A 26237-nucleotide genomic window follows, 5' to 3' on the forward strand; every position below is an offset into this window, starting at 1 on the left:
CGTTGATCTCGGGCATGAACCCATTATGCACAACTCGCCGACCCTGAAAAGCGGCTTGCGCCGCCTGCTTTCAGGCTGCTGTTTTCAATTCCTTCACGGCTTTGAGCACTTCATCCACATGGCCGGCGACCTTGATGCCGCGCCACTCGGCGCGCAGCACGCCTTTTTCGTCGATCAGGAAGGTGGAGCGTTCAATGCCCTTGACCTTCTTGCCGTACATGATCTTGTTCTTCACCACGCCAAACATGTGGCACAGCTTTTCTTCGGTGTCGGCAATCAGCTCGAATGGCAATTCAAGGTTTTGCTTGAACTTGTCGTGCGAAGCCATGTTGTCGCGCGAAACGCCGAATACAACGGCGCCCGCCTTGACAAAATCTTTGTGCTGGTCGCGGAACTGCATGGCTTCTGTCGTGCAGCCGGGCGTGTTGTCCTTGGGGTAGAAATAAAGGACCACGACCCGACCGTGAAACGCCTGCGGGGTGAACTTCACACCGCCGGTGGCCTGCGCTTCAATTTCCGGAAGATGTTTGTTGAGGGCTGGCGTCATGAGGATCTTGTCTTCTAGCGGGCGCCCCGGGAGGCATCACTCGACATTATAGATTGAAGCAGACATATTCCTGATCCCGGCTCGTACCAGAATGCCTCGGGGTCAGCCCTGAATCGAACATCACGCCGATCCGGCAGCGGGTGACAGCAGGATGGCGCCCACCACCTTGCGTCCTTCGTTGACCAGCACGTTGTAGGTGCGGCAGGCTGCGCCGGTGTCCATGGTCTCGATGCCGATGCGTCGCTCGATCAGTGCGCGGTACAGCTGCGGCGAGACAAACGCCAGCTTCGCGCCGCTGCCGAAGATCACCAGTTCAGGCTGCAGCGCGAGGATCTGCTCGAAGTGCGCCGCCGTCAGGTCCGCGGGCGAATTGGCAGCCCACGGTTGCACCTCGCCGCGCCAGGGCACCAGCACGCTGTGCGTGAACGGGGTCTGGTGCACCCACAGGCGATCGGCATCGAGCCGGGAAATGGCATTGACGCCTTCGAGTTGGTCGGGCTGGAATTTCAATCGACTTCCTTGGGGCGTTGAGGGTTGCCGGACCTGCGTGGCTGACATGGCCGCACGGGCTGCGGCTACGCGTTTTGGCAGGCCTGGCTTCGCTGGCTGCGAAGGCCTCCGGCAGGGCCTTTTCAGAGGGGGTCTATGGTTAAATTATAGGTTTCCTCACAGGAGAACCGGTTTGAAACCGATCGCCAAGTCCAGCAAGCTCGCCAACGTCGGCTACGACATCCGTGGCCCCGTGCTGGACAAAGCCCGGCAGATGGAGGAAGAGGGCCACAAGATCATCAAGCTGAACATCGGCAACGTTGCTGCGTTTGGTCTTGAGCCGCCCGACGAGATCGTGCAGGACATGATCCGCAACCTGCCAAATGCCGCCGGGTATACCGATTCCAAGGGCTTGTTTGCGCCGCGCAAGGCGGTGGTTCACTACTGCCAGGAAAAGAAGATCGCCGGCGTGACGGTGGACGATGTCTACCTCGGCAACGGCGCCTCCGAGTTGATCTCGATGAGCATGAACGCACTGCTGGACAGTGGCGACGAAGTGCTGATCCCGTCGCCCGACTACCCGCTCTACACCGCGGTGGTTTCGCTGTCCGGTGGCACGCCGGTGCACTACCACTGCGACGAAGGCTCCGGCTGGCTGCCGGACCTGGCCGACATGCGCGCCAAGATCACGCCGCGCACCAAGGCGCTGGTGCTGATCAACCCGAACAACCCGACCGGCGCGCTGTACCCGGACGAGATCCTGCAGGGCATGGTCGAGATCGCGCGGCAGCACGAGCTGGTGATCTTCTCGGACGAGATCTACGACAAGACCTTGTACGATGGCGCGACCCATACCAGCATCGCTTCGCTGGCAGACGACGTGCTGTTCCTGACCTTCAACGGCCTGTCCAAGAACTACCGCTCCTGCGGCTACCGGGCCGGCTGGATGGTGGTCTCGGGCAACAAGAAGCGCGCCCAGGACTACATTGAAGGCCTGAACATGCTGGCCTCCATGCGCCTGTGCGCCAACACGCCGGGCCAGTTGGCGATCCAGACCGCGCTGGGCGGCTACCAGAGCATCAAGGACCTGGTCGCGCCCGGTGGCCGCCTCGCGCGCCAGCGCGACCTGGCCTACGAGCTGCTGACCCAGATCCCCGGCGTCAGCGTCGTCAAGCCCAAGGCCGCGCTCTACATGTTCCCGCGGCTGGACCCGAAGCTGTACCCGATCGCCGACGACCAGCAATTCGCCTACGAGCTGCTGGCCGAGGAGAAGGTGCTGATCGTGCAGGGCACTGGCTTCAACTGGAACGCGCCGGACCACTTCCGCGTCGTCTTCCTGCCCAACACCGATGACCTCACCGAGGCCGTCGGCCGCATCGCGCGCTTCCTTGACGGCTATCGCAAGCGACACTCCGCCTGAGTTTTTTCCACGAGCATTGTTTTCATGAAACCCATCCAGGTTGGCCTGATTGGCCTGGGCACCGTCGGTGCCGGCGTCTTCCACGTGCTCTCCCGCAACCAGGAAGAGATTCGTCGCCGGGCCGGCCGTGGCATCGAGCTGGTCGCCGTCAACCGGCGCAACCTGGACCAGGCCCGCGCCATCGTTGGCGACAAGGCCGAGGTCGTGGCCAATGCGCGCGACATCATTGCCAACCCGGCGATCGACATCGTCATCGAGCTGGTCGGCGGCACCACGCTGGCCAAGGACCTGGTGCTCGAAGCCATTGCCGCCGGCAAGCACGTGGTCACGGCCAACAAGGCGCTGCTGGCAGTGCATGGCACCGAGATCTTTGCCGCCGCCCACGCCAAGGGCGTGATGGTCGGCTTCGAGGCAGCCGTGGCCGGCGGCATTCCCATCATCAAGGCGCTGCGCGAAGGCCTGACCGGCAACCGCATCGAATGGATCGCCGGCATCATCAACGGCACGACGAACTTCATCCTCAGCGAGATGCGCGACAAGGGGCTGGACTTCGCCACCGTGCTGAAGGAAGCCCAGCGCCTGGGCTATGCCGAAGCCGACCCGACCTTCGACATCGAAGGCGTGGACGCGGCGCACAAGCTGACCATCATGAGCGCCATCGCCTTCGGCGTGCCGGTGCAGTTCGCCAAGGCCCACATCGAAGGCATCACCCAGCTGCAGGCGGCCGACATCCGCTATGCCGAGCAGTTGGGCTACCGCATCAAGCTGCTGGGCATCACGCGCCGCCGTGAAGCCGTGGTGAACGGCGTCAAGGCCACCGTGGGCATCGAGCTTCGCGTGCACCCGACACTGGTGCCCACCAAGCGCCTGATCGCCAACGTCGAAGGCGCGATGAACGCCGTGGTGGTGCAGGGCGACGCTGTCGGCACCACGCTGTACTACGGCAAAGGCGCGGGCGCAGAGCCCACCGCCTCTGCAGTCGTTGCCGACCTGGTCGACATCACCCGCCTGCACACCGCCGACCCGGACCACCGCGTGCCCCACCTGGCCTTCCAGCCGGACGCCCTGGCCGACACGCCCATCCTGCCGCTGTCCGAAGTGCAGACCTCGTTCTACCTGCGCCTGCGTGTGGCGGACGAGCCTGGCGTGCTGTCCAGCATCACCACCATCCTGGCCGAGCAAAACCTGTCCATCGACGCCGTGCTGCAGCGCGAGTCCAACGAGGGCGAGAAGCAGACCGACCTGATCATCCTGACGCACGACACGCTGGAAGGCCGCATGCGCGCCGCGCTGGCGCAGATGCAGGCCCTGCCCACCGTGCTGGCGCCCATCGTCAGCATCCGGAAAGAAGAGCTCGCTTGAGCCGGACAACGCCCATGCTTTACATCAGCACCCGCGGCGACAAGACCGAGCGCCGCTTCTGCGAGATCCTGCTCGAAGGCCTGGCGCCCGATGGTGGGCTCTACCTGCCCGTCGTCTATCCGAAGGTCGACAGCACGACGCTCGCGCGCTGGCGCGGCCTGTCGTATGCAGAACTCGCCTTCGAGATCCTGTCGCTCTACATCGACGACATTCCAGCAGCCGACCTGAAGGCCTTGGTCCACAAGACCTACACCCCCGCCGTCTTCGGCAGCGAAGCCATCGTGCCGCTGCGTCCGCTGGGCGACAGCGGGCTGCAGATCGAAGCCTTGTCCAACGGCCCGACGCTGGCCTTCAAGGACATGGCGATGCAACTGCTGGGCAACCTGTTCGAGTACGAACTGGCGCGCCGTGGTGAACAGCTCAACATCCTCGGCGCCACCTCCGGCGACACCGGCAGCGCGGCCGAATACGCGATGCGCGGCAAGCGCGGCGTGCGTGTTTTCATGCTCAGCCCGCACGGCCGCATGAGCCCGTTCCAGCAGGCGCAGATGTTCAGCCTGCAGGACGAGAACATCCACAACATTGCCGTGGAAGGCGTGTTCGACGACGCGCAGGACATCGTCAAGGCCGTCTCGAACGACCTGGCGTTCAAGCGCCGGCACAAGATTGGCACCGTCAACTCGATCAACTGGGCGCGCCTCCTGGCGCAGGTCGTCTACTACTTCGCCGGCTACTTTCAAGCGACCAAGCAGGACAGCCAGCATGTCAGCTTCGCCGTGCCTTCGGGCAACTTCGGCAACGTCTGCGCCGGCCACGTGGCCCGCATGATGGGCCTGCCGATCAAGCAGCTGGTGGTGGCCACCAACGAAAACGACGTGCTGGACGAGTTCTTCCGCACCGGCACCTACCGGGTGCGCGGCAGCGCGGACACCTACGAGACCAGCAGCCCGTCGATGGACATCTCCAAGGCCTCGAACTTCGAGCGCTTCATCTTCGACCTGCTGGGCCATGACGCCGAGGCGGCAGAGCGCACGCGCACGCTGTTCAGCAAAGGCAGCTTCGCGCTGTCGGCTGACGAGAAGGCGAGCTTTGCCGAGTTTGGATTTGTCTCCGGCAAGAGCACGCATGCCGACCGCGTGGCCACCATCCGCGCCACCTGGAACCAGCACCACGACATGATCGACCCGCACACCGCCGACGGCGTGAAGGTCGCCGCTGAGCACGTCGAAGCTGGTGTGCCGATGATCGTGCTCGAAACCGCGCTGCCGGCCAAGTTTGCCGAGACCATTCGCGAAGCGCTGGGCCAGGAGCCGAGCCGCCCCGCAGCCTTGGCCGACATCGAACAGCTGCCCAAGCGCTTCACCGTGATGAAGCCTGACGTGGCCGCGGTCAAGTCCCTCATCGAGCAGCATTGCGCCTGAAGAAGCCATGAGCAGCGCAACCCACCCGCCGATGATGACCCTGGACGAGGCGCTGCAGCGCCTCACGTCGGCTGCCGCCGGGCACCGGCTGCAGGCGCAGGAAGCCGTGCCGACGGCGCAGGCGCTGGGCCGCGTGCTGGCCTCGCCGGTGCAGTCCACGCTGGACGTGCCGCCGGCCGACAACAGCGCGATGGACGGCTACGCGGTTCGCTTCGCGGACCTGGTGCCGGGGGCGTACGGCGCGGTGGTGCTGCCTGTCAGCCAGCGCATTGCGGCGGGCACACCCGGCCAACCGCTGGTGCCCGGCACCGCCGCGCGCATCTTCACCGGCGCCCAGGTGCCGGCGGGTGCGGACACGGTGCTGATGCAGGAAATCTGCGAAGCCCTGCCGGCCGCGGTGGACGTTGCGGGCGACGTGGCGCGGGTGCGCATTTCGCTCGCCACGGCGCCCAAGCTCGGGCAAGCCATACGCCGGCGTGGCGAAGACGTGGCGATGGGCGCCACGGTGCTGCGAGCCGGCGCACGGCTCACGCCGCAGGCGCTGGGCTTGGCGGCGGCGGTCGGGCTGGCCGAGCTACCCGTGCTGCGCCGCCCGCGCGTGGCGCTGTTCTCGACCGGCGACGAACTCGCCATGCCCGGCGAGCCGCTGAAGCCCGGTGCGATCTACAACTCCAATCGCTTCACGCTGCGTGCGCTGCTGCAGGCGGCCGGCTGCGAGGTACAGGACCTGGGCATCGTGCCCGACCGGCTGGACGCGACGCGCGCCGCGCTGCGCACCGCCGCGCGGGACGCGGACCTGATCGTGACTTCCGGTGGCGTCTCCGTCGGCGAGGAAGACCATTTGCGGCCGGCCGCCCAGGCCGAAGGCCGGCTGGACCTTTGGCAGATCGCCATCAAGCCTGGCAAGCCTCTGGCCTTTGGTGCAATCCGCCGTGGCGACGACGATGCCAGCGGCGAGGCGCTGTTCATCGGCCTGCCGGGCAACCCGGTCTCCAGCTTCGTGACCTTCCTGGTCACGGTGGCGCCAGTGCTGCGTGCACTGCAGGGCATGCCGGCCACGCTGCCGCAAAGCCTGCCGCTGCGCGCCGCCTTCGATTGGCCCAGGGCCGACAAGCGGCGCGAGTTCCTGCGCGTGCAGCTCACGCCCGAAGGCGAGTTGGCGCTGTTCGACAACCAGGGCTCCGGCGTGCTCACGTCCACCGTGTGGGCCGATGGCCTGGTGGACAACCCCGCCGGCCAGGCAATTGCGCGCGGCGACACGGTGCGCTTCCTGCCGCTGGCCAGCCTGATCGCGGCGTGACCATGATCACCATCCAGCTGAAGTTTTTCGCCTCCCTGCGCGAGGCCCTCGGCGCCGAGCAGGCGCTGAGCCTGCCGGCCGGCAGCAGCATTGCCGCAGCCCGTGCCGCACTGGTCGCGCGGGGCGAGCCCTTTGCCGGCAAGCTGGCGCAAGGCAGGGCGGTGCGCGCCGCGCTGAACCAGCAGCTGGCCGATGAGTCCGCCACGCTGGCGGATGGTGACGAACTGGCGTTTTTCCCGCCGGTCACCGGTGGCTGAGGCCATGGCCCGCGTCAGCATCCAGGCCGAAGACTTCGACCTGAGCGCCGAAGTGGCCGCCTTGCGCGCCGGCTTGGCGGGCGTCGGCGCGGTGGTCAGCTTCGTTGGCACGGTGCGCGACCGCAGCGACGGCGCCGCGGTCAGCGCCATGACGCTGGAACACTATCCCGGCATGACGGAGCGTGCCATCGAGGCCATGGTCGACCAGGCTGTCGCCCGCTTCGGCCTGCTGGCGGCGCGCGTGGTGCACCGCGTGGGCCCGCTGTTGCCGCTGGACCAGATCGTGCTGGTTGCGGTGGCTGCGGCGCATCGCGGTGAGGCATTTCAAGGCTGCGAATTCCTAATGGACTACCTGAAGACCCAGGCCCCGTTCTGGAAAAAGGAAGACACGCCGCAAGGCAGCCGATGGGTGGACGCCCGCGTGGCGGACGACGCGGCGCTGGCGCGCTGGGGCATCGTCGCCGGCAACGCCGCGGGCGAGGCGCAGGCGCCATGACGCCCACGCTGTTGCAAGCCCTGGCGGTGGCCATCGGCTCGGCGGTCGGGGCGCTCGCGCGCTGGGGCGCTGCCATCTGGCTGAACGGCAACTGGGGCGGCTTTCCGCTGGGCACCTTGTTCGTCAACTGCGCGGGCGGCCTGCTGATCGGCTTTGCGCTGGTCTGGTTCGCACGCTCGCCGGACGAGCTGCTGCGCCTGCTGCTGGTGACCGGCGTGCTGGGCGGCTTCACCACCTTCTCGTCCTTCTCCGGCGAATCGCTGGGCCTGCTGCAGCGCGGCCAGTTCGGCATGGCCTTGCTGCATTCGGCAGCTCACTTGTTCGGTGCGCTGGCTTGTGCTGCGGCTGGCTTCGGCCTGGGCCGGCTGGCATTGCGCTGATTGGCGCCGAGCTGCACATGGCCGTCTTGCTGAAGGTCGGCGAACTCGCCAGGCGCGCCGGCCTCACGGTGCGCACACTGCACCACTACGACAGCATCGGCCTGCTGCGCCCGTCCGCCCGCGCCGAAAACGATTACCGGCTCTACGACCAGGGCGACGTGGCCCGGCTGCATGCCATCCAGGCACTGCAGGGGCTGGGCCTGACGCTGGAGGAGGTTGGCCGGTTGCTGGCGGAAGGCGGTGCGCAGCTGCCGCAGATCGTCGAGCGCCAGCTGCAGTCCTTGCACCAGCAGATCCGCCAGGCGCAGGCGCTGCAGCAGCGGCTGGAGATGATGCAGCGCCGCCTCGGCGAAGGTGAGGAGCCGGAGCTGGACGAATTGCTCACCACGCTGCAGATGATGACCGTCTGCGACGCGCATTTCAGTCCCGCCGAGACGCGCCGCATCTTTGCCCAGTGGCCCAGCGTGGCGGCAGACTGGTGGCAGCTGATCGCCGAAGTGCAGGCGCTGATGGACAGCGGAGCGGAGCCGCTCGATCCGCAGGTACAGCCGCTGGCGCAGCGCTGGATGACGCTGATGCGCGACTGGATGCAGGGCGACTTCGACATGATGGAACGCTGGGGCAAGGCCTATCACAGCGACCCGGCCCTGCAGCGCGGTGGCGGGCCATCGCTGGCGATGGTGCAGTTCATCGAGCCGGCGGTGCAACTGCGGCTGTCGCTGATGCTGCGCTACCTCAGTGAAGACGATTTGCGCCGGCTGGGCCATGTGCCGCGCGAGGCCTGGGCGCAGCTGGCCACCGATGCGCAAGGCTTGATGGACGCCAAGGCCGGGCCCGGCAGCGAAGCCGTGCGTGCGCTGGTGCGCCGCTGGTTCGAGCTGTCGCATCAGTCGACCGGCGGCGACGCCCAGCTGCGCGACCGGTTGCGCCATGCCTTCGAGGCCGAGCCGCTGCTGCAACTGGGCGGACCGCTGACGCCCGAACTGCGCGCCTTCCTGAACCAGGCGATGTCCGACGGGGCTTGACCCTCACGCCACGTCAGGCCGGAAAGTTGCGGCCATGACAAGTCCAACACGCCCTCCGTCCGCAGCGCCCACGCCGCGCCAAGCGCTGCTGCGCGACCGCAATTTCCGCTGGATGCTCAGCGGCGGCCTGATCTCGATGCTGGGCGACCAGTTCACGCTGATCGCCTTGCCGTGGCTGGTGCTTCAAATGACGGCCGATACGCGGGTGCTGGGCATCGTGCTGGCCATGCTGGGCCTGCCGCGGGCGCTGTTCATCCTGATCGGTGGCGCCTTCGTGGACCGCCATTCGCCCAAGCAGGTGATGATGGTCACCAAGTACGTGAACGCCGCGCTGTTGGGCACGCTGGCGGTCATGGTCTGGGTGGGCACGCTGAACCTGCCGTGCTTGTATGCCTTGTCGCTGGGCATCGGCCTGGCCACGGCTTTCAGCATCCCGGCCGGCACGTCCATGCTGCCGCAGGTCGTCAAGCGCGAATGGCTGCAGCCGGCCAACAGCGTGATGCTGGGCCTGCGCCAGCTGACGATGTTCGCCGGCCCGCTGCTGGCCGGGCTGATGATCACCGTGCTGGGCACCGGCCATGAGGCGGGCGCGCTGACGGACGCACGCGGCCTCGCCGCAGCGTTCGCGCTGGACGCCTTCAGCTTCGCGATCACCATCTGGACGCTGTCCAAGGTGCGCATGCTGGGTGGCAAGCCGGCCCTGCCGGCAGGGGCCTCGGTGCTGGGTGCAGTGGTCGAGGGGCTGAAGTCCTTCTGGCGGGACGTGCAACTGCGCAGCTGTTTGCTCTACTGGTCTGCGGTGGCTTTGCTGATCAGCGGGCCGGTGCAGATTGCGCTGCCGGTGCTGGCCAAGGCGCAAGCGAACCTGGGCGCCGCAGCGCTGGGCAGCATGCTGGCTGCACACGGCGCCGGCACGCTGCTGGGCATGGGCCTGGCCGGCGCCAAGCCGCACTGGCGGCTGCGCAGCCTGGGGCTGACGCTGCTGGCGGTGGACGCGATGGTGGGCCTGCTGTTCATGCCCATGGGCAGCATCACCGCCGCCTGGCAGGGCGCAGGGCTGCTGCTGCTGATCGGTGCGCTGGGTGGCTTCATGCAGGTGGCCGTGTTCACCTGGATCCAGCGCCGCGTGCCGCAGGCCATGCTGGGCCGGGCGATGAGCCTGTTCATGTTCATCTTCATGGGCCTGGCGCCGGTCTCGGCAGCGGCCACCGGCTGGCTGCTGCGCGCGGTGCCGCTGAATGCGCTGTTCCTGGGCGGCGGCGGGCTGCTGGTCGCTGTGGTCATCGTGGCGCTGCTGGCCACGCCGATGCGCAACGTGAACGACGAGCCCGCGGCCGCCTGAATCCAGTGCAAAGTGCTGCGGGCGTGGCGATGCGGCGAAGTCCCTGGCGAAGAAACTGAGGGTAAACGCCTTACCATCGCTGTCTCATGTTGATGGAACGGCTGATCGATCCCCTGGACCTGCGCCACGCGCTGGGCCGTTTTGCCACGGGCGTGACCATCGTCACCTGCCGCGATGCCGCCGGCCACGCGGTCGGGCTGACGGCGAATTCGTTCAATGCGCTGTCGCTGGACCCGCCGCTGGTGCTGTGGTCGCTGCGCAGCGGCAGTCCGAACCGGACGATCTTCGAGCAGGCCACGCACTTTGCGATCAATGTGCTGGGCCAGGGGCAGATGGAGCTGTCGCGCCGTTTCGCCACGCCGCACGCAGACCGGTTTGCCGAAGGCTCCTGGCACGACGGCCCCGGCGGCGCGCCGCTGCTGGAGGGCGCGCTGGCGAACTTCTCCTGCCAGCTTCACAGCGCACAGGAAGCCGGTGACCATGTGCTGTTCATTGGCAGGGTGCTGGCGCTGCAGCATCATGCCGGCGCGCCGTTGGTGTTCCAGTCGGGTCATTACCGGGCGGTGGGCGAGCCGCTGTAGCCGGCGCGTGACCGGACGCTGGCCTTCTTGATGCAGCGCAAGCCGTGAGCGCGGGCTTTGCCATCGAATGCTGGCAGACCCGCGGCGGGACTTGAAAACAGGGTGCCTTTGCCCCATGTCCGTACGCAATTGGAGGTCATTCCCATGCGTCTCGACAAACTCACCACTGCATTCCAGCAAGCCCTCGCCGAGGCCCAGAGCCTGGCCGTGGCACGCGACAACCCTTACATCGAGCCGGCCCACGTGCTGGCCGCCATGCTGGCCCAGCCGGACGGCCCCAAGGCCTTGCTGGACCGTGCCGGCGCCAACACCGCGGCGCTGCGCACCGCGATGGAAACGGCGATCAACGGCCTGCCCAGCGTGCAGGGCCGTGACCAGCAGGTCCAGACCGGCCGCGAGCTGGTGCAACTGCTGCAGCAGGCCGACAAGGAGGCCATGCAGCGCGGCGACCAGTTCATTGCCAACGAAATGTTCCTGCTGGCGCTGGCCGATGCGAAGAACGACATCGGCGGCATCGTGCGCGGCCACGGGCTGACGCGCAAGGCACTCGAAGCCGCCATCACCGCCGTGCGCTGCGGCCAGACGGTCGACTCGGCCGAGGCCGAAGGCCAGCGCGAGGCGCTGAAGAAGTACACGCTGGACCTCACCGAGCGCGCCCGCCAGGGCAAGCTGGACCCGGTGATCGGCCGCGACGATGAGATCCGCCGCGCCATCCAGGTGCTGCAGCGCCGCAGCAAGAACAATCCGGTGCTGATCGGCGAACCCGGTGTGGGCAAGACGGCCATCGTCGAAGGCCTTGCGCAGCGCATCGTCAATGGCGAAGTGCCCGAAACCCTGAAGAACAAGCGTGTGCTGGTGCTGGACATGGCCGGCCTGCTGGCCGGTGCCAAGTACCGCGGCGAGTTCGAGGAACGGCTCAAGGCCGTGCTGAAGGAGGTCTCGCAGGACGAAGGGCGCATCATCCTGTTCATCGACGAGCTGCACACCATGGTGGGCGCCGGCAAGGCCGAAGGCGCGATGGACGCTGGCAACATGCTCAAACCTGCGCTGGCGCGCGGCGAGCTGCACTGCATTGGCGCCACCACGCTGGACGAGTACCGCAAGTACGTGGAGAAGGACGCTGCGCTGGAGCGCCGCTTCCAGAAAGTGCTGGTGGGCGAGCCCACCGTGGAGGCGACCATCGCCATCCTGCGCGGCCTGCAGGAAAAGTACGAGGTGCACCATGGCGTGGAGATCACCGACCCGGCCATCGTCGCTGCGGCCGAATTGAGCCACCGCTACATCACCGACCGTTTCCTGCCCGACAAGGCCATCGACCTGATCGACGAGGCCGTGGCCAAGATCAAGATCGAGATCGACTCCAAGCCCGAAGTCATGGACCGGCTGGACCGCCGCATGATCCAGCTGAAGATCGAGCGCGAGGCGATGAAGAAGGAGCACGACGAGGGCTCGCAGAAACGCCTGTCCTTGATCGAGGAAGAACTGCTGAAACTGCAGCGCGAGTACAACGACCTCGAAGAGATCTGGACTTCTGAAAAGGCCGCCGCGCAAGGCTCGGCCCACCTGAAGGAAGAGATCGACCGCATCAAGTTCCAGATCGAGGAATTGAAGCGCAAGGGCGACTTCAACAAGGTGGCCGAGCTGCAATACGGCAAGCTGCCCGAGCTGGAGAAGAAGCACAAGGAAGCGCAGGCCAAGGAGACTGGCAAGGCCCAGGGCGCGAAGGACGGCAGCGGCCGGCCGCAGTTGTTGCGCACGATGGTCGGTGCCGAAGAAATCGCCGAGGTCGTGGCGCGCGCCACCGGCATCCCGGTCGCCAAGCTGATGCAGGGCGAGCGGGACAAGCTGCTGCAGATGGAAACCAAGCTGCATGAGCGCGTCGTGGGGCAGGACGAAGCCATCGTCGCGGTGGCGGACGCCATTCGCCGCTCGCGCGCCGGCCTGTCCGACCCGAACCGGCCAACCGGCAGCTTCCTGTTCCTGGGCCCCACCGGCGTGGGCAAGACCGAGCTGTGCAAGGCGCTGGCCGGCTTCCTGTTCGACAGCGAGGACCACATGGTGCGCATCGACATGAGCGAGTTCATGGAGAAGCACTCGGTGAGCCGGCTGATCGGCGCGCCGCCGGGCTACGTGGGCTACGAGGAAGGCGGCACGTTGACCGAAGCCGTGCGCCGCAAGCCCTACAGCGTGCTGCTGCTCGACGAAGTGGAGAAGGCCCACCCGGACGTGTTCAACGTGCTGCTGCAGGTGCTGGACGATGGCCGGCTGACGGACGGCCAGGGCCGCACCGTGGACTTCAAGAACACGGTCATCGTGATGACCAGCAACCTTGGCTCGCACATGATCATGCAGATGCAGGGCCAGGATCCAGAGCTGATCCGCGAGGCGGTGTGGGGCGAGGTCAAGGCGCATTTCCGGCCTGAGTTCCTCAATCGCATCGACGAGACCGTTGTCTTCCACGCGCTGGACCAGCAGAACATCGCCGCGATTGCCCGCATCCAGCTGCGTGGCCTGGACGCACGCCTGACCAAGATGGACATGAAGCTCGAAGTCTCGGAAGCCGCGGTGGCCGAGATCGCCAAGGTCGGCTTCGACCCGGTGTTCGGCGCCCGGCCACTGAAGCGCGCGATCCAGCAGCGCATCGAGAACCCGGTCGCCAAGCTGATCCTGCAAGGCCGCTTCGGCCCGAAGGACGTGGTGCCGGTGGACGTGGAAGACGGCCAGTTCAACTTCGGCCGCGTGGTGCACTGAGCGCGCTTTGCGCCTGTGCTGAATCAGCCGCAAGCCCTGCTGGCGGCTCCGACCGGCGTGCGTCCCTAGAATGGGCGCACGCTTTTTTCATGGGCGAAGCCTCAAGCCGCCCTTTGCTGCACACACCATGTCCCAAGCTTCTGCGGCTGCGGCCAGCACCTCGCCTTCTTCCGTCAACGGCGAGCTGCCGGTGGTCATCGTCGGCGCCGGCCTGGCCGGGCTCACGGTGGCGCTGCACCTTGCCGAGCAGGGCCAGCCGGTCGTCGTGCTGGCCAAGCGTGACCTGGGCGAGGGCGCCACGGCCTGGGCCCAGGGCGGCATCGTCGGCGTGCTCGGGTCTGACGACAGCGTTGAATCCCACGTGCGCGACACGCAGGATGCCGGTGCCGGCCTGGTCGCTGAAGACACCGCGCGTTTCATCGCCGAGCACAGCGCCCGCGCCGTGGGCTGGCTGGTGGAGCAGGGCGTGCCGTTTTCGCCGGACCCGGACGGCCCGCTGGGCCTGCACCTGACACGCGAAGGCGGCCACGCGGTGCGCCGCATCGCCCACGCGGCAGACGCCACCGGCAAGGCCATCCACGAGTCGCTGCTGGGCCGCGCCCGCGCGCATCCGCTGGTGGACCTGCGCGCGCGCTGGATGGCGGTGGACCTGATCACCAACCGCCACCTGAAGCAGTCCGAAGGCAGCGCGCCACGTTGCCACGGCATCTATGCGCTGGACATCGACACCCAGCGCGTCGAGACGCTGCCCGCGCGCGCCGTGGTGCTGGCCACCGGCGGTGTGGGCAAGGTCTACCGCTACACCAGCAACCCCGACACGGCGACTGGCGACGGCATTGCCATGGCCTGGCGCGCTGGCTGCCGCGTCAGCAACATGGAGTTCATCCAGTTCCACCCGACCTGCCTGTACCACCCGCAGGAGCGCAGCTTCCTGATCACCGAAGCCATGCGCGGCGAAGGCGCGGTGCTGCGGCTGCCGGGCGTGCCGGCTGAAGACTCGCCGTGGGGCGCGCGCTTCATGGCCGCGCATGACGAGCGGCTGGAACTCGCGCCGCGCGACATCGTGGCCCGTGCGATCGACTTCGAGATGAAGAAGCACGGCGTGGACCATGTCTGGCTGGACGCGACCCACCTCGGTGAAGCCTTCCTGAAAGAACACTTCCCGAACATCCACGCCCGTTGCCTGACGCTGGGCATCGACATTGCGAAGCAGCCCATCCCCGTGGTGCCGGCCGCGCACTACACCTGCGGCGGCGTGGTCACCGACCTGTCTGGCCGCGCCGATGTGCCGGGTCTGTTCGCCGTCGGCGAAGCCACCTACACCGGCCTGCACGGCGCCAACCGGCTGGCCAGCAACTCGCTGCTCGAATGCGTGGTCATCGGCCAGACCTGTGCCAAGGCCATCCTCGAAGAAGCCGTGCCGCTGGCGCCGAAGCTGCCCGCCTGGGACGAAAGCCTGGTCGAAAACGCCGATGAGCAAGTCGTCATCTCGCACAACTGGGACGAGCTGCGCCTGCTGATGTGGAACTACGTCGGCATCGTCCGCACCACCAAGCGGCTGGAGCGGGCACTGCACCGCATCAAGCTGCTGAAAGACGAGATCGAGGACTACTACGCCAACTTCCGCGTCAACCGCGACCTGCTGGAACTGCGCAACCTCGTCGTCTGCGCCGAACTCATCGTGCGCTCAGCCCTGATGCGCCACGAAAGCCGCGGCCTGCACTACAGCCGCGACTTCCCGGCCACGCTGCCGGTGAGTTTTCCGACGGTGTTGACGAGGAAGGCGAAGAGCCGGTCCTGAGCGTTCAGCGCCGCGCCCGCATCGCGTTGCGGGCCTGCACGAAGCCGTAGGCGAACTCCACAGCTTCCATCACGGCGCGCTCGGATTCGCTCCGCTCATGCTCGGTCTGGAAAAACGCCAGGTCCACGTCGTGGCGGATGTAGCGCGGCGGTAGGCGGTTCAGCGCGACGCAGGCGATGTCGGCGAGTACGTCGTCGTTGTCCTGCAGGTGGGGAAAGTGCTGGCACTGGTCCAGCACCGTCGAGAACACGGCTTTTTCGTAGAAGTTGTGGATCGATGCGATGTCCATGACCAGTGCGCCGGCGGCGTGGCCGGGCGAGCAGACTGCAATGCGCCCAGTGTGCCGCCGGGTTCGCGCCGGTGGAGGGTGGCGGCGCTGTGCCAGATGACGGATTGACGCAGCATTTCACGGCCACGCCCCGGTCGCGCCCCTATAGTGCGCGCATCCGGCCGGCGCCCCGCCAGGCCTTCCCGATGGCTTCGCCACAGCGTTTCACGGAGACCCGATGCCCGCGCCGATCGAGTTCTATTTCGACTTTTCCTCGCCTTACGGCTACCTCGCTTCCGAATTGGTGGACGCGATTGCCGAGCGCCACGGCCGCAATGCGATCTGGCACGCCGTCGTGCTGGACGCGACCTACCAGTCGCAGGACCGCATCCGCATCCCCACGCACATGATGCGCAGCGAGTACGTGATGCGCGACGTCGAGCGCTCAGCCGGCTACTACGGCCTGCCGTACAAGGCGCCGGCACACCCCAGCCTGCATACCGAGCTGGCGGCCCGCGTGTTCCAGTGGCTGGGTGACCGCCAGCCGCAGCAGGCGCGCGACTTTGGCCACGGCGTGTTCCGCGCCCTGTTCACCGAGGACCGCAACATTGCCGATGCCGCGGTGCTGCAGGAACTGGCCACGAAAGCCGGCATGTCCGAGGCGGACTTCCACACGGTGCAGACCGACGGCACGACCAAGACGCGCCTGAAGGCCGAGATCGACGTGGCCCAGGCCCGCGGCGTCTTCGGCTCGCCGTTCTTCATCGTCGAAGGCGAGCGCTTCTGGGGCGTGGACCGGTTGCCGCAGCTGGAGCGGTGGCTGGAAAAAGGAGCTTATTGACGACCACCCCTACGCGCTTCGCGCGCCCCTCTAGGGGCACCACCAGCGGAGCGGCAGAGCCGGATCCGCGGCGGTCGCTGGATAGGTTCAAGTAGCGCCGGGCTTGGTGCGTTTTGCCCTGGCTTTTGCAACAGCGTCCAGTTGTGGGGCGTGCGCTGGGGAATTGGTGCTGAGCGCGTCCACGTCGATGGCGTCGAGGACATCGATGTGATGGTCGGCCAGCAGGCGCTTTCCGACCTGGCTGTGGGCGAGCTTGTAGAGGCGCTGGATCTTGTTGCCGAGGCGATCTGGCGAGGCCGGGTCGGCAGCCAGCTTCATCAGCGCCGCCTTCGCGACATGGATCGCCCAGGTGGCTTGGGTCAGCACGTGGGGGCCTTTTTCGTCCAGCAATCCCACCGCGTTCTGCGTCCTGGACTCCAGCAGATCGAATGGGTCCATGACCCTGATGAACCGATCCTTGCGCCACTCCACCAGCACGCTGTCCTGGACGACCTTGGCCGTGAACTCGTTGGACTTCCTCAATCCGTTGATGGTGTAGAGCTGGTGCAGGATGTCGATGTTGCGTTCCTTGCCATCGCCAACGGGCAGCCGCAGCTGCGCCACGATGGCCGTGCGGCTGGCCTTCTTCGGCTGCACCAGACGAGCCCGCATCTCGCGCGCCAGATCTCGGGCGCGGGCAGCATGGCCGAGCGCATCGCCGTCGTTCGAGACGACCGCACCTTCTGCGGTGATGCCGAATCTGTCCATCCAGAAGGCGAGGGCCTGTCCGCCAACCAGGACCATGTCCGAACCCATGTTGGACAGGAAGAGGTCGACGGTTGCCGCATCGAGCGGCGCTTCATCTGCGGGTAGTTGAGGATCGGTGGCCAAGGTGGCCGCTCAATAGGGCGAGTCGATGAGTCGCAGGTCCTTGGCTTTGCCGCCCGCGAACCAGCTCAGTTGATCGCCGGCCAATCGGCCGGACTGGACCTGCGCCAGGTCTCGCGCCTGTTGTGCGCGTTTGAAGGCCCAAAGTGCCGCGTCCGACGCCGTGCCGTCTTCTTGTGCGTCGGCGTTTCGCAGCAATGCCGCGATCTGCGCTGTCGACAAGCCGGAAGATTCAAGTGCCGCCCCAATGCGCGCCCAATGCTCGACCTGCTGTGCGGCCGAGCGGGACATCAAAGCGCCTTGCGCCTGTGCCGTCTTGAAAAGCGTGGCGCCGATGCGGATGGAGTTCGAAATCATGGACTTTCCGTGGCAATGTGCGGCATTTTGCCACTGCGAGGTGGCTCGGTGTGCAAAGCAAAACGGAGCCTTCCGGCCCCGCGTTCCGGGAAGTTTGCTGGACTCAGCCCGCCAAGCTGCCTAGCACCCGCATCGAATAGTCCGTCGCCTGCACGTCTTTCGTGAGCTTGCCGATGGAGATGCGGTCGACGCCGGTGGCGGCGATGTCGCGTAGGCCTTCGAGGGTGATGCCGCCGGAGGCTTCGAGCAGGGCGCGGCCGGCGGTGAGGGCGACGGCTTCGCGCATCTGGCCGGGGGTGAAGTTGTCCAGCAGCACGCTGGTGGCACCGGCGGTCAGGGCCTCGGCCAGTTGAGCCAGGGTTTCGACTTCGATCTGGATGTCCACCCCCGCGTTCAAGGCCTTGGCGTTGGCCAGCACCGGGGCGATGCCACCTGCTGCGGCAATGTGGTTTTCCTTGATCAGGATGCCGTGCCACAGCGCCAGGCGCTGGTTGGCCCCGCCGCCCACGCGCACCGCGTATTTCTGCGCCTGGCGCAGGCCGGGCAAGGTCTTGCGGGTGTCCAGCACCACGCAGCCGCGCGGGTTCGGCGAGGCGCCTTCGATGGCGTCGGCATGCCGGCGTGTGGTGGTGGCCACGGCTGACAGCAACTGTAGGAAGTTCAGGGCAGGGCGCTCGGCGGACAGCAGCGCGCGGGCGTCAGCTGCGATTTCCACCACCGGCGTGTTGGCCGCCATGCGCGCGCCTTCGGCGTAGTGCCACTGCAGCGTGGCCTGCGGGTCCAGCGCTGCGAAACAGGCGTCGAACCAGTCACGGCCGCAAAGCACGGCTTCCTCGCGCACGGTGACACGCGCTTCGACGCGGCGGCCGGCGGGCACCAGCAGGCTGGTCCAGTCGTGGGTGCCGATGTCTTCGAACAGCGCCTCGCGCACATTGCGCGCCCGGGCTTCCTCAAGTGTTTCGTTGTGGTCAAACATGATGTGCTTGGCGTCAGGCGGCACCGATGCCTTTGACCAGCCCCTGCACCTTGGGCGCGAGGGCGGAGGGGTTGGCTGCGACGAAGTCCAGCATGCGGTCAATGCAGCGCTTGGCTTCCAGGCCGAGCGCGGGTTCGACGTGGATTTCGCCAGCGCCTTGTTCCAGGCAGGCGATCACGCCGGCCAGGCCGTTCATCGCCATCCATGGGCAGTGCGCGCAGCTTTTGCAGGTGGCCGAATTGCCGGCAGTGGGCGCTTCGATCAGCGTCTTACCGGGTGCCAGCTGCCGCATGCGGTGCATGATCAGGTTGTCGGTGGCGACGATGTATTCGCTGGCCTTGCCGTTGATCACCGCGCTCAGCATCTGCGAGGTCGAGCCGATGACGTCGGCCAGCTTGACCACCGCCTCTGGCGACTCGGGGTGCACCAGCACCATCGCGTCCGGGTGCTCGGCCTTCAGCAGTTCCAGCTCGGTGGCGCGGAACTCGTCGTGCACGATGCAGGCGCCGTTCCACAGCAGCATGTCGGCGCCGGTTTCCTTCTGGATGTAGCCGCCGAGGTGGCGGTCCGGTGCCCAGATGATCTTCTGGCCCTGGTCCTTCAGGTGCTTGACGATGGCCAGCGCGCACGAGCTGGTGACCATCCAGTCGGCCCGGGCCTTTACCGCGGCGCTGGTGTTGGCGTAGACGACCACCTGGCGGTCTGGGTGTGCGTCGCAGAAGGCGGCGAAATCGGCCGGTGGGCAGCCCAGGTCCAGCGAGCAGGTGGCGTCCAGGTCGGGCATCAGCACGCGTTTGCCGGGTGACAGGATCTTGGCCGATTCGCCCATGAAGCGCACGCCGGCGACGACCAGCGTCTGGCTCGCATGGTCGCGTCCGAAGCGGGCCATCTCCAGCGAGTCGGCCACGCAGCCGCCGGTTTCGAGCGCCAGGTCCTGAAGGTCGCCGTCCACGTAGTAGTGGGCGACCAGCACCGCGTTGTGCGCTTTCAGCAGCGCCGCAGCCCGGGCCTTGCGCTCGGCGCGCTGCGACACCGTCAGGGGCGGCGGCACCTTGGCCCAGGCGTGCATGGTGCAGCTGTCACCCTTGGCGTCCTGCCGGGTGTAGTCGAAGAGTACTTCGTTCATTTTTGCATTTTAGTACGTGGCATTGCCGGCAAGGCATGTGGGGGCATGCAGCTTTGCCAAGCACGGCTTCAGTTCATGCGAACGCGAAAAACTGGCTGGGGGGCATGCCGACGGCGCGTTTGACCATGGCCGTGAAGGCGCTCGGGCTGGCATAGCCCAACTCCGCGGCGATGAGCCGCATCGGCTGCTTGCGCGCTGCCAGCGAAAGTGCGTGACCCAGCAGCAGCTGCTGGCGCCATTGGGAGTAGCTGCTGCCGAGCTGGTCCTTGAACAGCCGGGCCAGCGTGCGCGGGCTGATCGCGGCTTGCTCGGCCCAGCCTTCCAGGTCGGCATGGCGCATGGGCTCGGCCAGCATGGCTTCGCAGAGCTGGCGCAGGCGCTTGTCCTGCGGCAGCGGCAGGCCCAACGGCACCGCGGGCGCGCGGCGCAGCTCGTCCAGCAGCAGCGTGGCAATGGCTTGCTCGCGGGCCACGTCGTCCGGCGGACGGGGCGGCGGCTCGCCTGGACGCAGCGGATCAGCCTCCACCGCCAACTGCAGCACCAGTTCGCGCAGCAGTGGGGTGACTTCCAGGACCCTGCACCCGTGCCAGGGCGAATCGGCGGCGCTGCGATGCAGCTCGGCAATGGCGCTCGGGTCCATGTAGACGGTGCGCAGGTCCGCCTGCTGCACGGCAGTCACGCTGTGAACCGTGCCGGGCGGAATCCACACCGCGCGCGAAGGCGGCAGCAAATAGGTACTGTCGCTGGCATGCCCACGGGCGCCGATGCGCACCGCGCCGTCCACCGAAAACACCAGCTGGCCCCAGGTGTGCGAATGCGGCTGGATGTCCATGTGATGTGCCATGCGGCGCGCCTTGGCGCGCAACGGGCGCTCGGGGCTGGGCGCGTAGCGGCGCGGGTCCAGCGGCGGCACGCTGGCGCGAAGGGGCGGGGCAGCCTGGTTTGGCATGAATTCGACAGATGTTGGCGAACTATCGTAACCCTGACGCCAGCACCCTGCCTACAGTGCCGGCATGACGACGACCACGACGAACACCCGCCTGCCGCTGTCGGCCGAGGACGCTGCCCGGCGCAGCGCCGACGTGCGCACCATCGGCCTGATCGGCCTGGCGCACGGCACCTCGCACTTCTTCCATCTGCTGCTGCCGCCGCTGTTCCCGCACTTCATCCGCGAGTTCGGCCTGAGCTATTCCGAAGTGGGCTTGCTGGTCACGGTGTTCTTCGTCATCTCCGGCGTGGGCCAGGCGCTGTCGGGTTTCCTGGTGGACCGCACCGGCGCGCGGCCCATCCTGTTCGCGGCCATTGCTTGTTTCTTTCTGGCTTCGGTGCTGGCCGGTTTTGCTGGCGGCTTTGGCGGGCTGATGGCGGCAGCGGCGCTGGCCGGCCTGGGCAATGCGCCGTTCCATCCTGTTGACTTCACCATCCTGAACAAGCGCGTCTCGTCGGCGCGCCTGGGCCATGCGTTTTCGGTGCACGGCATCAGCGGCAACCTGGGCTGGGCGGTGTCGCCGGTGTTCCTGATCGGCCTGACCGAAGCCTTCAACTCGGTGCGTGCGGCCTATGCGGGCACCGCGCTGCTGGCATTGGTCGTCATGGGGATCCTGTACCTCAATCGCGATGCGCTGGACGACCGCCAGGGCAGCTGGGGCCATGAGAAGGCTGGTGCGGCTGCGGCGCCCGTCGAACATCCGATGGCCTTCCTGAAGCTGCCTTCGGTATGGCTGTGCTTCTCGTTTTTCTTCTTCACGACCGCGGCGCTGGCGGCCATCCAGAGCTTCGCCAGCCCGGCACTGTCGCAGCTCTACGGCCTGCCGCTGGGCGCCACCGCATTTGTCGTCACCGGCTACATGCTGTGCGGTGCGGCCGGCATGGTGCTGGGCGGTTTCCTGGTCAACCGTTCGGAGCGGCTGGAGCGGCAGATCAGCCTGGCGATGAGTGGTGCAGCCGCGCTGCTGCTGCTGGCCGGCATTGGCTGGCTGCCACCAGTGGCAGCGGCCTGCGTGGCGGCGCTGGCGGGCTTTGGCACCGGCATCGCGGGCCCATCACGCGACATGCTCATCAAGCGCGCCTCGCCGCCCGGCGCCACCGGGCGTGTCTATGGCACGGTGTATTCGGGCCTGGACACCGGCTTTGCCGTGGCCGCCCCCATCTTCGGCGCGCTGATGGACGGCGGCCATCCTCGGGGCATCTTCTTTGGCGCGGCCATTGCGCTGATGCTGGGCGTGGGCGCTGCGGGTCTGGTCGGCGTCTCGCGGCGGCGCTGAGCGGGGACCCAAGTCACGCGGTTCCGTGACCTGTCTCAAGCCACATTCCCCGTTCAGTTCATGCTGTGGATCATCTCGCGCACGCGCGGGTAGATCTGCTGCTGCCAGCGCCTGCCGCTGAACACGCCGTAGTGGCCCACCCCCAGCTGCACATGGTGCTGCTTCATGTAGGGCTTGATGCCGGTGCAGAGGTCGTGGGCGGCAACAGTCTGGCCGATGGCGCAGATGTCGTCCCGCTCGCCTTCGACGGTGAACAGCGCCGTGCGGCGGATGGCTGCGGGCTCGACCTTCTGGCCCTTCACCACCATCTCGCCCTTGGCCAGGTCGTAGGTCTGGAACACGCGCGCCACGGTTTCCAGGTAGAACTCCGCCGGCAGGTCATTGACGGCGAAGTATTCCTCGTAGAAGGTCTGGGTGTGGGTGGCGCGCGGCAGGTCGCCGGACAGCAGGTTCTTGTACAGGTCCACAAAGGCCTGGCGATGCCGGTCCGGGTTCATGCTCATGAAGGCGGTGAGCTGCACGAAGCCGGGGTAGACACGGCGCATCGCGCCTGGGTAGCGCGGCGGCACGCGGGCAATCAGGTTCTCCTCGAACCATTCGATGGGTTTGCTGATGGCGAGCTCGTTGACACCCGTCGGGTTGACGCGGCAGTCCACGGGGCCGGCCATCAGCGTGAGGCTGCGCGGCTGGGCGATGTGCTCGCGCTGGGCCATCAGGGCGACGGCCGCCAGCGCCGGCACGCAGGGCTGGCAGACCGCCAGCACGTGCGCGCCCGGGCCCAGCGTGGCGATAAACTCGATCACCTGCTCGACGTAGTCGTCCAGCCCAAACGCGCCTTCCGACAGCGGCACGTGGCGGGCGTTGTGCCAATCGGTGATGAACACGTCATGGTCGGCCAGCAGTGTGCGCACCGTGTCGCCCAGCAGCGTGGCGAAGTGGCCTGAGAGCGGCGCGACGACCAGCACGCGCGGCAATTCGCTGCCCTTGTCGGCCAAGTCTGCGCGGCGAAAGTGCAGCAGGCTGCCAAACGGGCGCTTCAGCACCACCTCTTCGGTCACCGCCACCGACTGCTCATGTCCGGGCGCGCCCACCATGACCTTCGCGATGTTGAAGGGGGGGCGGTGGTGGGTCAGCCTGAGCCGGGCAAACACATTGAGGCTGGCCGCCAGCGGCTTGGTCAGCATCTCCGACCAGGGGTTCTGGAAGTGCGGCTGGTTCAACCAGGACGTGGCCGCGCGAGCAGCCGTCTGAAACGGCGCCAGGCAGTCGGTCTGCGCTTGGTAGGCGGAATACATCATGGTGTTATGGGGCCGCGGTGAGAGGCCACTGGAAGCGAGCAAGGCAGAGGCACCTCCGAGGCAAGGAACGGGCCACTCGCCTGTCGCCAGCGCGACAGCGCAGTGGGCGTTCAGCAGGCGCTTGCAGGGTGGGGTGGGCACAACGCTTGCGAGAATCTGTGCACACAACAGGAGCCGCATTCATGCCCAACGCCCCGGTGACGACCACGCTGACCCTCAGCAGCAAGAACTACTCGTCCTGGTCGCTGCGCGGCTGGCTGCTGGCGCGCTTCGCCGGCCTGCCGTTCGAAGAGGTGCTGCTGTCGCCGGACGACCCCGGCGCCAGGGCCGAGATGCTGCTGCTCGCCCCATCCATCCTCGTGCCCTGCCTGCGGCACCAGGGCGTGCAGGTGTGGGACACGCTGGCGATTGCCGAGTACCTCAACGAGGTGAAGCCCAAGGCCGGGCTGCTGCCGGCAGACCGTGCGGCGCGGGCGCACTGCCGCGCGATCTGTGGCGAGATGCATTCGGGCTTCACCTCGCTGCGCTCGGCGCTGCCGATGAACCTGAAGGGCCACTTCAAGGGTTACAAGGTGTGGAGCCGCGCGCAGGCCGACATCGACCATGTGCTCGCCATCTGGCAGGACTGCCTGAGCCGCTACGGTGGCCCGTTCCTGTTCGGCGAGAAGCCCGGCATGGCCGACGCGATGTACGCCCCCGTCGTCACGCGGCTGCGCAGCTATGACGTGAAGGTCCAGAACGCCGCCTGCGCCGCGTACTGCGACACCATTGCCAGCCTGCCCGAGATGAAGGAGTGGACGGCCGCAGCGCTGCTGGAGCCGGAGGCGATCGACGAACTCGAGGTCGAGTTCTGACGCTCAAACGCCCCAGCCCTTGGGCTTGGGCAGGTCGCCGTGGAGCTCCGCCTCATGTCGGTGCCAGCCCGTGCCCTTTTCCGGGGCGCTATGGGCAATGACCAGTGGGGCGATGACCCTGCCACAGGTTTTCAGCGGCGGGCGCCCACCAGCAGCACCACGCCGGCCAGCACAACGGCCACCGCCGACCACTCGAAGCCGGTCACCGTCTCGCCGCCAATGGCCACGCCCAGCAGCATCGCGATCACCGGGTTGACGAAGGTGTAGCTGGACGCCAGCCCGGCGGGGGCCTGGGCCAGCAGCACCATGTAGGCGTTGAAGGCGATCAGCGAGCCGAACACCACCAGGTAGGCCCAGGCGGCGATGGCGACCGGCTGCGGCGGCCACTGCGGCTGCTCGCCGGTCAGCAGCGAGAGCAGCAGCAGCACCGCGCCGCCGCAGATCATCTCGCTGGCGAAGCCACTGGCGCCAGGTGCCAACGGCAGCCTGTGCTGGCTCAGCACGCTGCCGATGGACCAGGTGACACAGGCCACCGTGATGGCGATCAATCCGGCGGTGGACGACTGGAAGCCTGCGCCTTGCGTGAGCATCAGCACACCGACGAGACCGACCGCGATGCCGGCCAGCTCCAGCTTGCCGGGCCGGATGCCGAACACCAGGTTGACCAGCGCGATCATCATCGGCACCACCGCGATGAAGGCCACCACCAGCCCGGAGCCGACCGAGACCTCGGCCACTGCCGTGCCGCCCATGCCGCCACCCAGCATCAGCGTGCCGACGATCAAGGCATTGCGCCATTGCTTCGCGCTTGGCATCGGCGTGCCACGCCAGCGGGTCCAGGCCAGCAGCACGCCGCCGGCCACCAGGAAACGCGTGCCCATCTGGAAATACGGCGGGAAGCTCAGCAGCGCGTATTTGATGACCAGGTAGGTCGAGCCCCAGACCAGCCAGGTGGCGGCGAGGCAGGCGAGGATCAGCGGGCTGAAAGTGGCGCCGGCCGGGCGGGCAGAGGTGACGGTGGTGGTCGACATGCGCTCATCGTAGCGAGGCCGCACGCCGCATTCGATGGGAAAGCCAAGGTCCGGTGCCGGGTGGGGTTTGGTTTTCAAGGTGTTTCGCATGCTAGGCTTTGAACACCATGAGCACACCCCTGACTCAGCCTGCCGCTGCGGCACCGCTCGCGCTGGACGCCTATGACACCCGCATCCTGGCCGAACTGCAGGCCGATGCGAGGCTCAGCATGACGGAGCTCGGCCGCCGCGTGCACCTCTCGCAGCCGGCAGTCACCGAGCGCGTGCGCAAGCTCGAAGCCGCTGGCGTGATCACCGGCTACCGCGCCACGGTGGACCTGAAGGCGCTGGGCTACGGCATCCGCGCGGTCATCCGCGTAGGTCGGGCCGAGTACGCAAGGGTCGTCAAGCTGATCCAGCAGACGCCCGAGGTCGTCAATGCCTACAACGTCACCGGCGAGGACAGCTGGGTGCTGGAGATTGCGGTGATCGACGTGGCCCACCTGGACGCGGTGGTGACCCGTTTCTGCATCCTGACCGAAACAAGCACCTCCATCATCCTGAACGCCGCCCGCGAGCACCAGACCATGCTGCCGGCCCGCGGCGAGGACGTGAAGCCACCTATTCGCAAGATCCACAACGCCTGAGACTCTCCCATCTGCCGAAGGACCTGCCATGCCAACCGAGATCCCCGTGTTTTCGACCTGCGACCTGTGCGATGCCGACAAGGACCCCAGCAACGGCGACTTGCGCGTGCTGCCGCCACTGTTCCGCGACTTTGGTGGCGTGACGCGTTTCGCCGGCCCCATCAGCACCGTGCAGTGCCTGGAAGACAACTCGCGCGTGCGCGAGGCGGTGATGTCGGCGGGCGGTGGGCGGGTGCTGGTGGTGGACGGCGGCGGGTCATTGAAGCGCTCGCTGCTGGGCGGCAACCTGGCGCAGGCGGCAGAGAAAAACGGCTGGGCTGGCGTGCTCGTGTTTGGCGCCGTGCGTGACGCGGCGGAAATGCGCGCCCGCCAGGTCGGCATCCGCGCGCTGGGCCTCACTCCCATGCCCACCGAGCGGCGCGACCAAGGCCTGCGCGACGTGCCGGTGCAGATCGCAGGCGAATGGCTGCGGCCGGGCGAATGGCTGTATGCCGATGAAGACGGCATCGTCGTGAAACGAAATGCGGCCTGATAGCTCGATTTCTGGGCTATACTGA

General features: G+C 67.1%; 27 protein-coding genes and 1 pseudogene. 17 read left to right on the top strand and 11 right to left on the bottom strand.

The window, feature by feature from the left end; all coding sequences use genetic code 11:
• Window positions 1-70 precede the first annotated feature (70 nt).
• Together ACAH41_RS01525 and ACAH41_RS01530 are read right to left on the bottom strand one after the other, a co-directional pair.
• Entirely contained in the window at window positions 71-547 is a 477-nt protein-coding gene (locus tag ACAH41_RS01525; RefSeq protein ID WP_325654927.1) for a peroxiredoxin, read from the bottom strand.
• Between the two features lie 120 nt (window positions 548-667).
• Window positions 668-1057, bottom strand: a complete 390-nt coding sequence (locus tag ACAH41_RS01530) for an Mth938-like domain-containing protein (protein WP_325654925.1) — start codon at window positions 1055-1057, stop codon at window positions 668-670.
• Window positions 1058-1229: 172 nt separating this feature from the next.
• On the opposite strand from ACAH41_RS01530, the gene ACAH41_RS01535 reads away from it, so the two are divergent.
• From ACAH41_RS01535 to nadB, 12 genes are all read left to right on the top strand, one after another.
• A complete protein-coding gene (locus tag ACAH41_RS01535) occupies window positions 1230-2456 on the top strand; it encodes a pyridoxal phosphate-dependent aminotransferase (protein WP_325654923.1) in 1227 nt (408 codons plus the stop codon).
• 24 nt (window positions 2457-2480) lie between these two features.
• Entirely contained in the window at window positions 2481-3818 is a 1338-nt protein-coding gene (locus tag ACAH41_RS01540; RefSeq protein ID WP_325654920.1) for a homoserine dehydrogenase, read from the top strand.
• A gap of 14 nt (window positions 3819-3832) precedes the next feature.
• Window positions 3833-5239 carry a threonine synthase gene (gene thrC / locus ACAH41_RS01545; protein ID WP_325654918.1) on the top strand — a complete coding sequence of 469 codons (1407 nt, stop codon included), beginning with the start codon at window positions 3833-3835 and terminating at the stop codon, window positions 5237-5239.
• 7 nt (window positions 5240-5246) lie between these two features.
• Window positions 5247-6539, top strand: a complete 1293-nt coding sequence (glp, locus tag ACAH41_RS01550) for a gephyrin-like molybdotransferase Glp (protein WP_325654916.1) — start codon at window positions 5247-5249, stop codon at window positions 6537-6539.
• Between the two features lie 2 nt (window positions 6540-6541).
• Window positions 6542-6796, top strand: coding sequence for a MoaD/ThiS family protein (locus tag ACAH41_RS01555; protein ID WP_370538135.1), 255 nt, complete (start codon window positions 6542-6544; stop codon window positions 6794-6796).
• 4 nt (window positions 6797-6800) lie between these two features.
• Window positions 6801-7292 (top strand): molybdenum cofactor biosynthesis protein MoaE, encoded by a 492-nt coding sequence (locus ACAH41_RS01560; RefSeq protein ID WP_325654914.1) that lies wholly within the window; start codon window positions 6801-6803, stop codon window positions 7290-7292.
• On the top strand, window positions 7289-7672 hold the full coding sequence (crcB, locus tag ACAH41_RS01565; RefSeq protein ID WP_325654912.1) for a fluoride efflux transporter CrcB: 384 nt from the start codon (window positions 7289-7291) through the stop codon (window positions 7670-7672). The genes ACAH41_RS01560 and crcB overlap by 4 nt, the downstream gene beginning before the upstream one ends.
• A gap of 17 nt (window positions 7673-7689) precedes the next feature.
• The gene (locus ACAH41_RS01570) at window positions 7690-8697 is read left to right on the top strand and encodes a MerR family transcriptional regulator (RefSeq protein ID WP_325654911.1); all 1008 of its coding nucleotides are present in this window, start codon (window positions 7690-7692) and stop codon (window positions 8695-8697) included.
• A 34-nt stretch (window positions 8698-8731) separates the two neighbouring features.
• Window positions 8732-10039 (top strand): MFS transporter, encoded by a 1308-nt coding sequence (locus ACAH41_RS01575; protein ID WP_325654908.1) that lies wholly within the window; start codon window positions 8732-8734, stop codon window positions 10037-10039.
• 86 nt (window positions 10040-10125) lie between these two features.
• Window positions 10126-10620, top strand: coding sequence for a flavin reductase family protein (locus tag ACAH41_RS01580; protein ID WP_325654906.1), 495 nt, complete (start codon window positions 10126-10128; stop codon window positions 10618-10620).
• A gap of 144 nt (window positions 10621-10764) precedes the next feature.
• Window positions 10765-13371, top strand: a complete 2607-nt coding sequence (gene clpB, locus ACAH41_RS01585) for an ATP-dependent chaperone ClpB (RefSeq protein WP_370538132.1) — start codon at window positions 10765-10767, stop codon at window positions 13369-13371.
• 127 nt (window positions 13372-13498) lie between these two features.
• Window positions 13499-15172, top strand: a complete 1674-nt coding sequence (nadB, locus tag ACAH41_RS01590; RefSeq protein ID WP_325654904.1) for an L-aspartate oxidase — start codon at window positions 13499-13501, stop codon at window positions 15170-15172.
• Window positions 15173-15176: 4 nt separating this feature from the next.
• Here the strand turns inward: nadB and ACAH41_RS01595 are convergent, their stop codons facing one another.
• On the bottom strand, window positions 15177-15461 hold the full coding sequence (locus ACAH41_RS01595) for a late competence development ComFB family protein (RefSeq protein WP_325654903.1): 285 nt from the start codon (window positions 15459-15461) through the stop codon (window positions 15177-15179).
• Between the two features lie 217 nt (window positions 15462-15678).
• Between ACAH41_RS01595 and ACAH41_RS01600 the strand changes: the two genes are divergently transcribed.
• Window positions 15679-16281: a 2-hydroxychromene-2-carboxylate isomerase gene (locus ACAH41_RS01600; RefSeq protein WP_325654902.1), complete on the top strand. Its 603-nt coding sequence runs from the start codon at window positions 15679-15681 to the stop codon at window positions 16279-16281.
• An 87-nt stretch (window positions 16282-16368) separates the two neighbouring features.
• On the opposite strand, the gene ACAH41_RS01605 is transcribed toward ACAH41_RS01600, so the two are convergent.
• From ACAH41_RS01605 to ACAH41_RS01625, 5 genes are all read right to left on the bottom strand, one after another.
• A complete protein-coding gene (locus ACAH41_RS01605) occupies window positions 16369-17151 on the bottom strand; it encodes a hypothetical protein (RefSeq protein ID WP_325654901.1) in 783 nt (260 codons plus the stop codon).
• 9 nt (window positions 17152-17160) lie between these two features.
• Window positions 17161-17505, bottom strand: a complete 345-nt coding sequence (locus ACAH41_RS01610) for a hypothetical protein (RefSeq protein WP_325654900.1) — start codon at window positions 17503-17505, stop codon at window positions 17161-17163.
• 103 nt (window positions 17506-17608) lie between these two features.
• Complete coding sequence (gene nadC, locus ACAH41_RS01615) at window positions 17609-18481, bottom strand: carboxylating nicotinate-nucleotide diphosphorylase (protein ID WP_325654899.1); 873 nt, start codon at window positions 18479-18481, stop codon at window positions 17609-17611.
• Window positions 18482-18494: 13 nt separating this feature from the next.
• Window positions 18495-19607, bottom strand: a complete 1113-nt coding sequence (gene nadA, locus ACAH41_RS01620; protein ID WP_325654898.1) for a quinolinate synthase NadA — start codon at window positions 19605-19607, stop codon at window positions 18495-18497.
• Between the two features lie 73 nt (window positions 19608-19680).
• Entirely contained in the window at window positions 19681-20556 is an 876-nt protein-coding gene (locus ACAH41_RS01625; RefSeq protein WP_325654897.1) for a helix-turn-helix transcriptional regulator, read from the bottom strand.
• A 64-nt stretch (window positions 20557-20620) separates the two neighbouring features.
• Between ACAH41_RS01625 and ACAH41_RS01630 the strand changes: the two genes are divergently transcribed.
• Window positions 20621-21871, top strand: a complete 1251-nt coding sequence (locus tag ACAH41_RS01630) for an MFS transporter (protein ID WP_325654896.1) — start codon at window positions 20621-20623, stop codon at window positions 21869-21871.
• Window positions 21872-21924: 53 nt separating this feature from the next.
• Here ACAH41_RS01630 and ACAH41_RS01635 read toward each other — a convergent pair whose 3' ends face one another.
• Window positions 21925-23169 carry a polyhydroxyalkanoate depolymerase gene (locus ACAH41_RS01635; protein ID WP_325654895.1) on the bottom strand — a complete coding sequence of 415 codons (1245 nt, stop codon included), beginning with the start codon at window positions 23167-23169 and terminating at the stop codon, window positions 21925-21927.
• A 182-nt stretch (window positions 23170-23351) separates the two neighbouring features.
• Between ACAH41_RS01635 and ACAH41_RS01640 the strand changes: the two genes are divergently transcribed.
• On the top strand, window positions 23352-24023 hold the full coding sequence (locus ACAH41_RS01640; protein WP_325654893.1) for a glutathione S-transferase family protein: 672 nt from the start codon (window positions 23352-23354) through the stop codon (window positions 24021-24023).
• Between the two features lie 12 nt (window positions 24024-24035).
• On the opposite strand, the pseudogene ACAH41_RS01645 reads toward ACAH41_RS01640, so the two are convergent.
• Window positions 24036-24152 (bottom strand): annotated as a pseudogene (locus ACAH41_RS01645) (cupin); the annotation flags it as partial.
• Between the two features lie 2 nt (window positions 24153-24154).
• Window positions 24155-25054: a drug/metabolite exporter YedA gene (gene yedA / locus ACAH41_RS01650; RefSeq protein ID WP_325654966.1), complete on the bottom strand. Its 900-nt coding sequence runs from the start codon at window positions 25052-25054 to the stop codon at window positions 24155-24157.
• Window positions 25055-25161: 107 nt separating this feature from the next.
• Between yedA and ACAH41_RS01655 the strand changes: the two genes are divergently transcribed.
• Together ACAH41_RS01655 and rraA are read left to right on the top strand one after the other, a co-directional pair.
• Window positions 25162-25680: an Lrp/AsnC family transcriptional regulator gene (locus ACAH41_RS01655; RefSeq protein ID WP_325654891.1), complete on the top strand. Its 519-nt coding sequence runs from the start codon at window positions 25162-25164 to the stop codon at window positions 25678-25680.
• A 28-nt stretch (window positions 25681-25708) separates the two neighbouring features.
• Complete coding sequence (gene rraA, locus ACAH41_RS01660; RefSeq protein WP_325654889.1) at window positions 25709-26212, top strand: ribonuclease E activity regulator RraA; 504 nt, start codon at window positions 25709-25711, stop codon at window positions 26210-26212.
• Window positions 26213-26237 lie beyond the last annotated feature (25 nt).

Origin of the sequence: Ideonella sp., assembly GCF_041287625.1 — a bacterium.
Classification (GTDB): domain Bacteria; phylum Pseudomonadota; class Gammaproteobacteria; order Burkholderiales; family Burkholderiaceae_C; genus Ideonella.

Coding starts and splice junctions, on each gene's coding strand:
- clpB (WP_370538132.1), top strand. CDS start 10,765: ATGCGTCTCGACAAACTCACCACTGCATTCCAGCAAGCCCTCGCCGAG.
- ACAH41_RS01625 (WP_325654897.1), bottom strand. CDS start 20,556: ATGCCAAACCAGGCTGCCCCGCCCCTTCGCGCCAGCGTGCCGCCGCTG.
- thrC (WP_325654918.1), top strand. CDS start 3,833: ATGCTTTACATCAGCACCCGCGGCGACAAGACCGAGCGCCGCTTCTGC.
- ACAH41_RS01540 (WP_325654920.1), top strand. CDS start 2,481: ATGAAACCCATCCAGGTTGGCCTGATTGGCCTGGGCACCGTCGGTGCC.
- glp (WP_325654916.1), top strand. CDS start 5,247: ATGAGCAGCGCAACCCACCCGCCGATGATGACCCTGGACGAGGCGCTG.
- ACAH41_RS01525 (WP_325654927.1), bottom strand. CDS start 547: ATGACGCCAGCCCTCAACAAACATCTTCCGGAAATTGAAGCGCAGGCC.
- ACAH41_RS01560 (WP_325654914.1), top strand. CDS start 6,801: ATGGCCCGCGTCAGCATCCAGGCCGAAGACTTCGACCTGAGCGCCGAA.
- ACAH41_RS01580 (WP_325654906.1), top strand. CDS start 10,126: ATGTTGATGGAACGGCTGATCGATCCCCTGGACCTGCGCCACGCGCTG.
- ACAH41_RS01630 (WP_325654896.1), top strand. CDS start 20,621: ATGACGACGACCACGACGAACACCCGCCTGCCGCTGTCGGCCGAGGAC.
- ACAH41_RS01595 (WP_325654903.1), bottom strand. CDS start 15,461: ATGGACATCGCATCGATCCACAACTTCTACGAAAAAGCCGTGTTCTCG.
- ACAH41_RS01600 (WP_325654902.1), top strand. CDS start 15,679: ATGCCCGCGCCGATCGAGTTCTATTTCGACTTTTCCTCGCCTTACGGC.
- ACAH41_RS01635 (WP_325654895.1), bottom strand. CDS start 23,169: ATGATGTATTCCGCCTACCAAGCGCAGACCGACTGCCTGGCGCCGTTT.
- nadA (WP_325654898.1), bottom strand. CDS start 19,607: ATGAACGAAGTACTCTTCGACTACACCCGGCAGGACGCCAAGGGTGAC.
- crcB (WP_325654912.1), top strand. CDS start 7,289: ATGACGCCCACGCTGTTGCAAGCCCTGGCGGTGGCCATCGGCTCGGCG.
- ACAH41_RS01655 (WP_325654891.1), top strand. CDS start 25,162: ATGAGCACACCCCTGACTCAGCCTGCCGCTGCGGCACCGCTCGCGCTG.
- ACAH41_RS01570 (WP_325654911.1), top strand. CDS start 7,690: ATGGCCGTCTTGCTGAAGGTCGGCGAACTCGCCAGGCGCGCCGGCCTC.
- ACAH41_RS01610 (WP_325654900.1), bottom strand. CDS start 17,505: ATGATTTCGAACTCCATCCGCATCGGCGCCACGCTTTTCAAGACGGCA.
- nadC (WP_325654899.1), bottom strand. CDS start 18,481: ATGTTTGACCACAACGAAACACTTGAGGAAGCCCGGGCGCGCAATGTG.
- ACAH41_RS01575 (WP_325654908.1), top strand. CDS start 8,732: ATGACAAGTCCAACACGCCCTCCGTCCGCAGCGCCCACGCCGCGCCAA.
- yedA (WP_325654966.1), bottom strand. CDS start 25,054: ATGTCGACCACCACCGTCACCTCTGCCCGCCCGGCCGGCGCCACTTTC.
- nadB (WP_325654904.1), top strand. CDS start 13,499: ATGTCCCAAGCTTCTGCGGCTGCGGCCAGCACCTCGCCTTCTTCCGTC.
- ACAH41_RS01555 (WP_370538135.1), top strand. CDS start 6,542: ATGATCACCATCCAGCTGAAGTTTTTCGCCTCCCTGCGCGAGGCCCTC.
- rraA (WP_325654889.1), top strand. CDS start 25,709: ATGCCAACCGAGATCCCCGTGTTTTCGACCTGCGACCTGTGCGATGCC.
- ACAH41_RS01640 (WP_325654893.1), top strand. CDS start 23,352: ATGCCCAACGCCCCGGTGACGACCACGCTGACCCTCAGCAGCAAGAAC.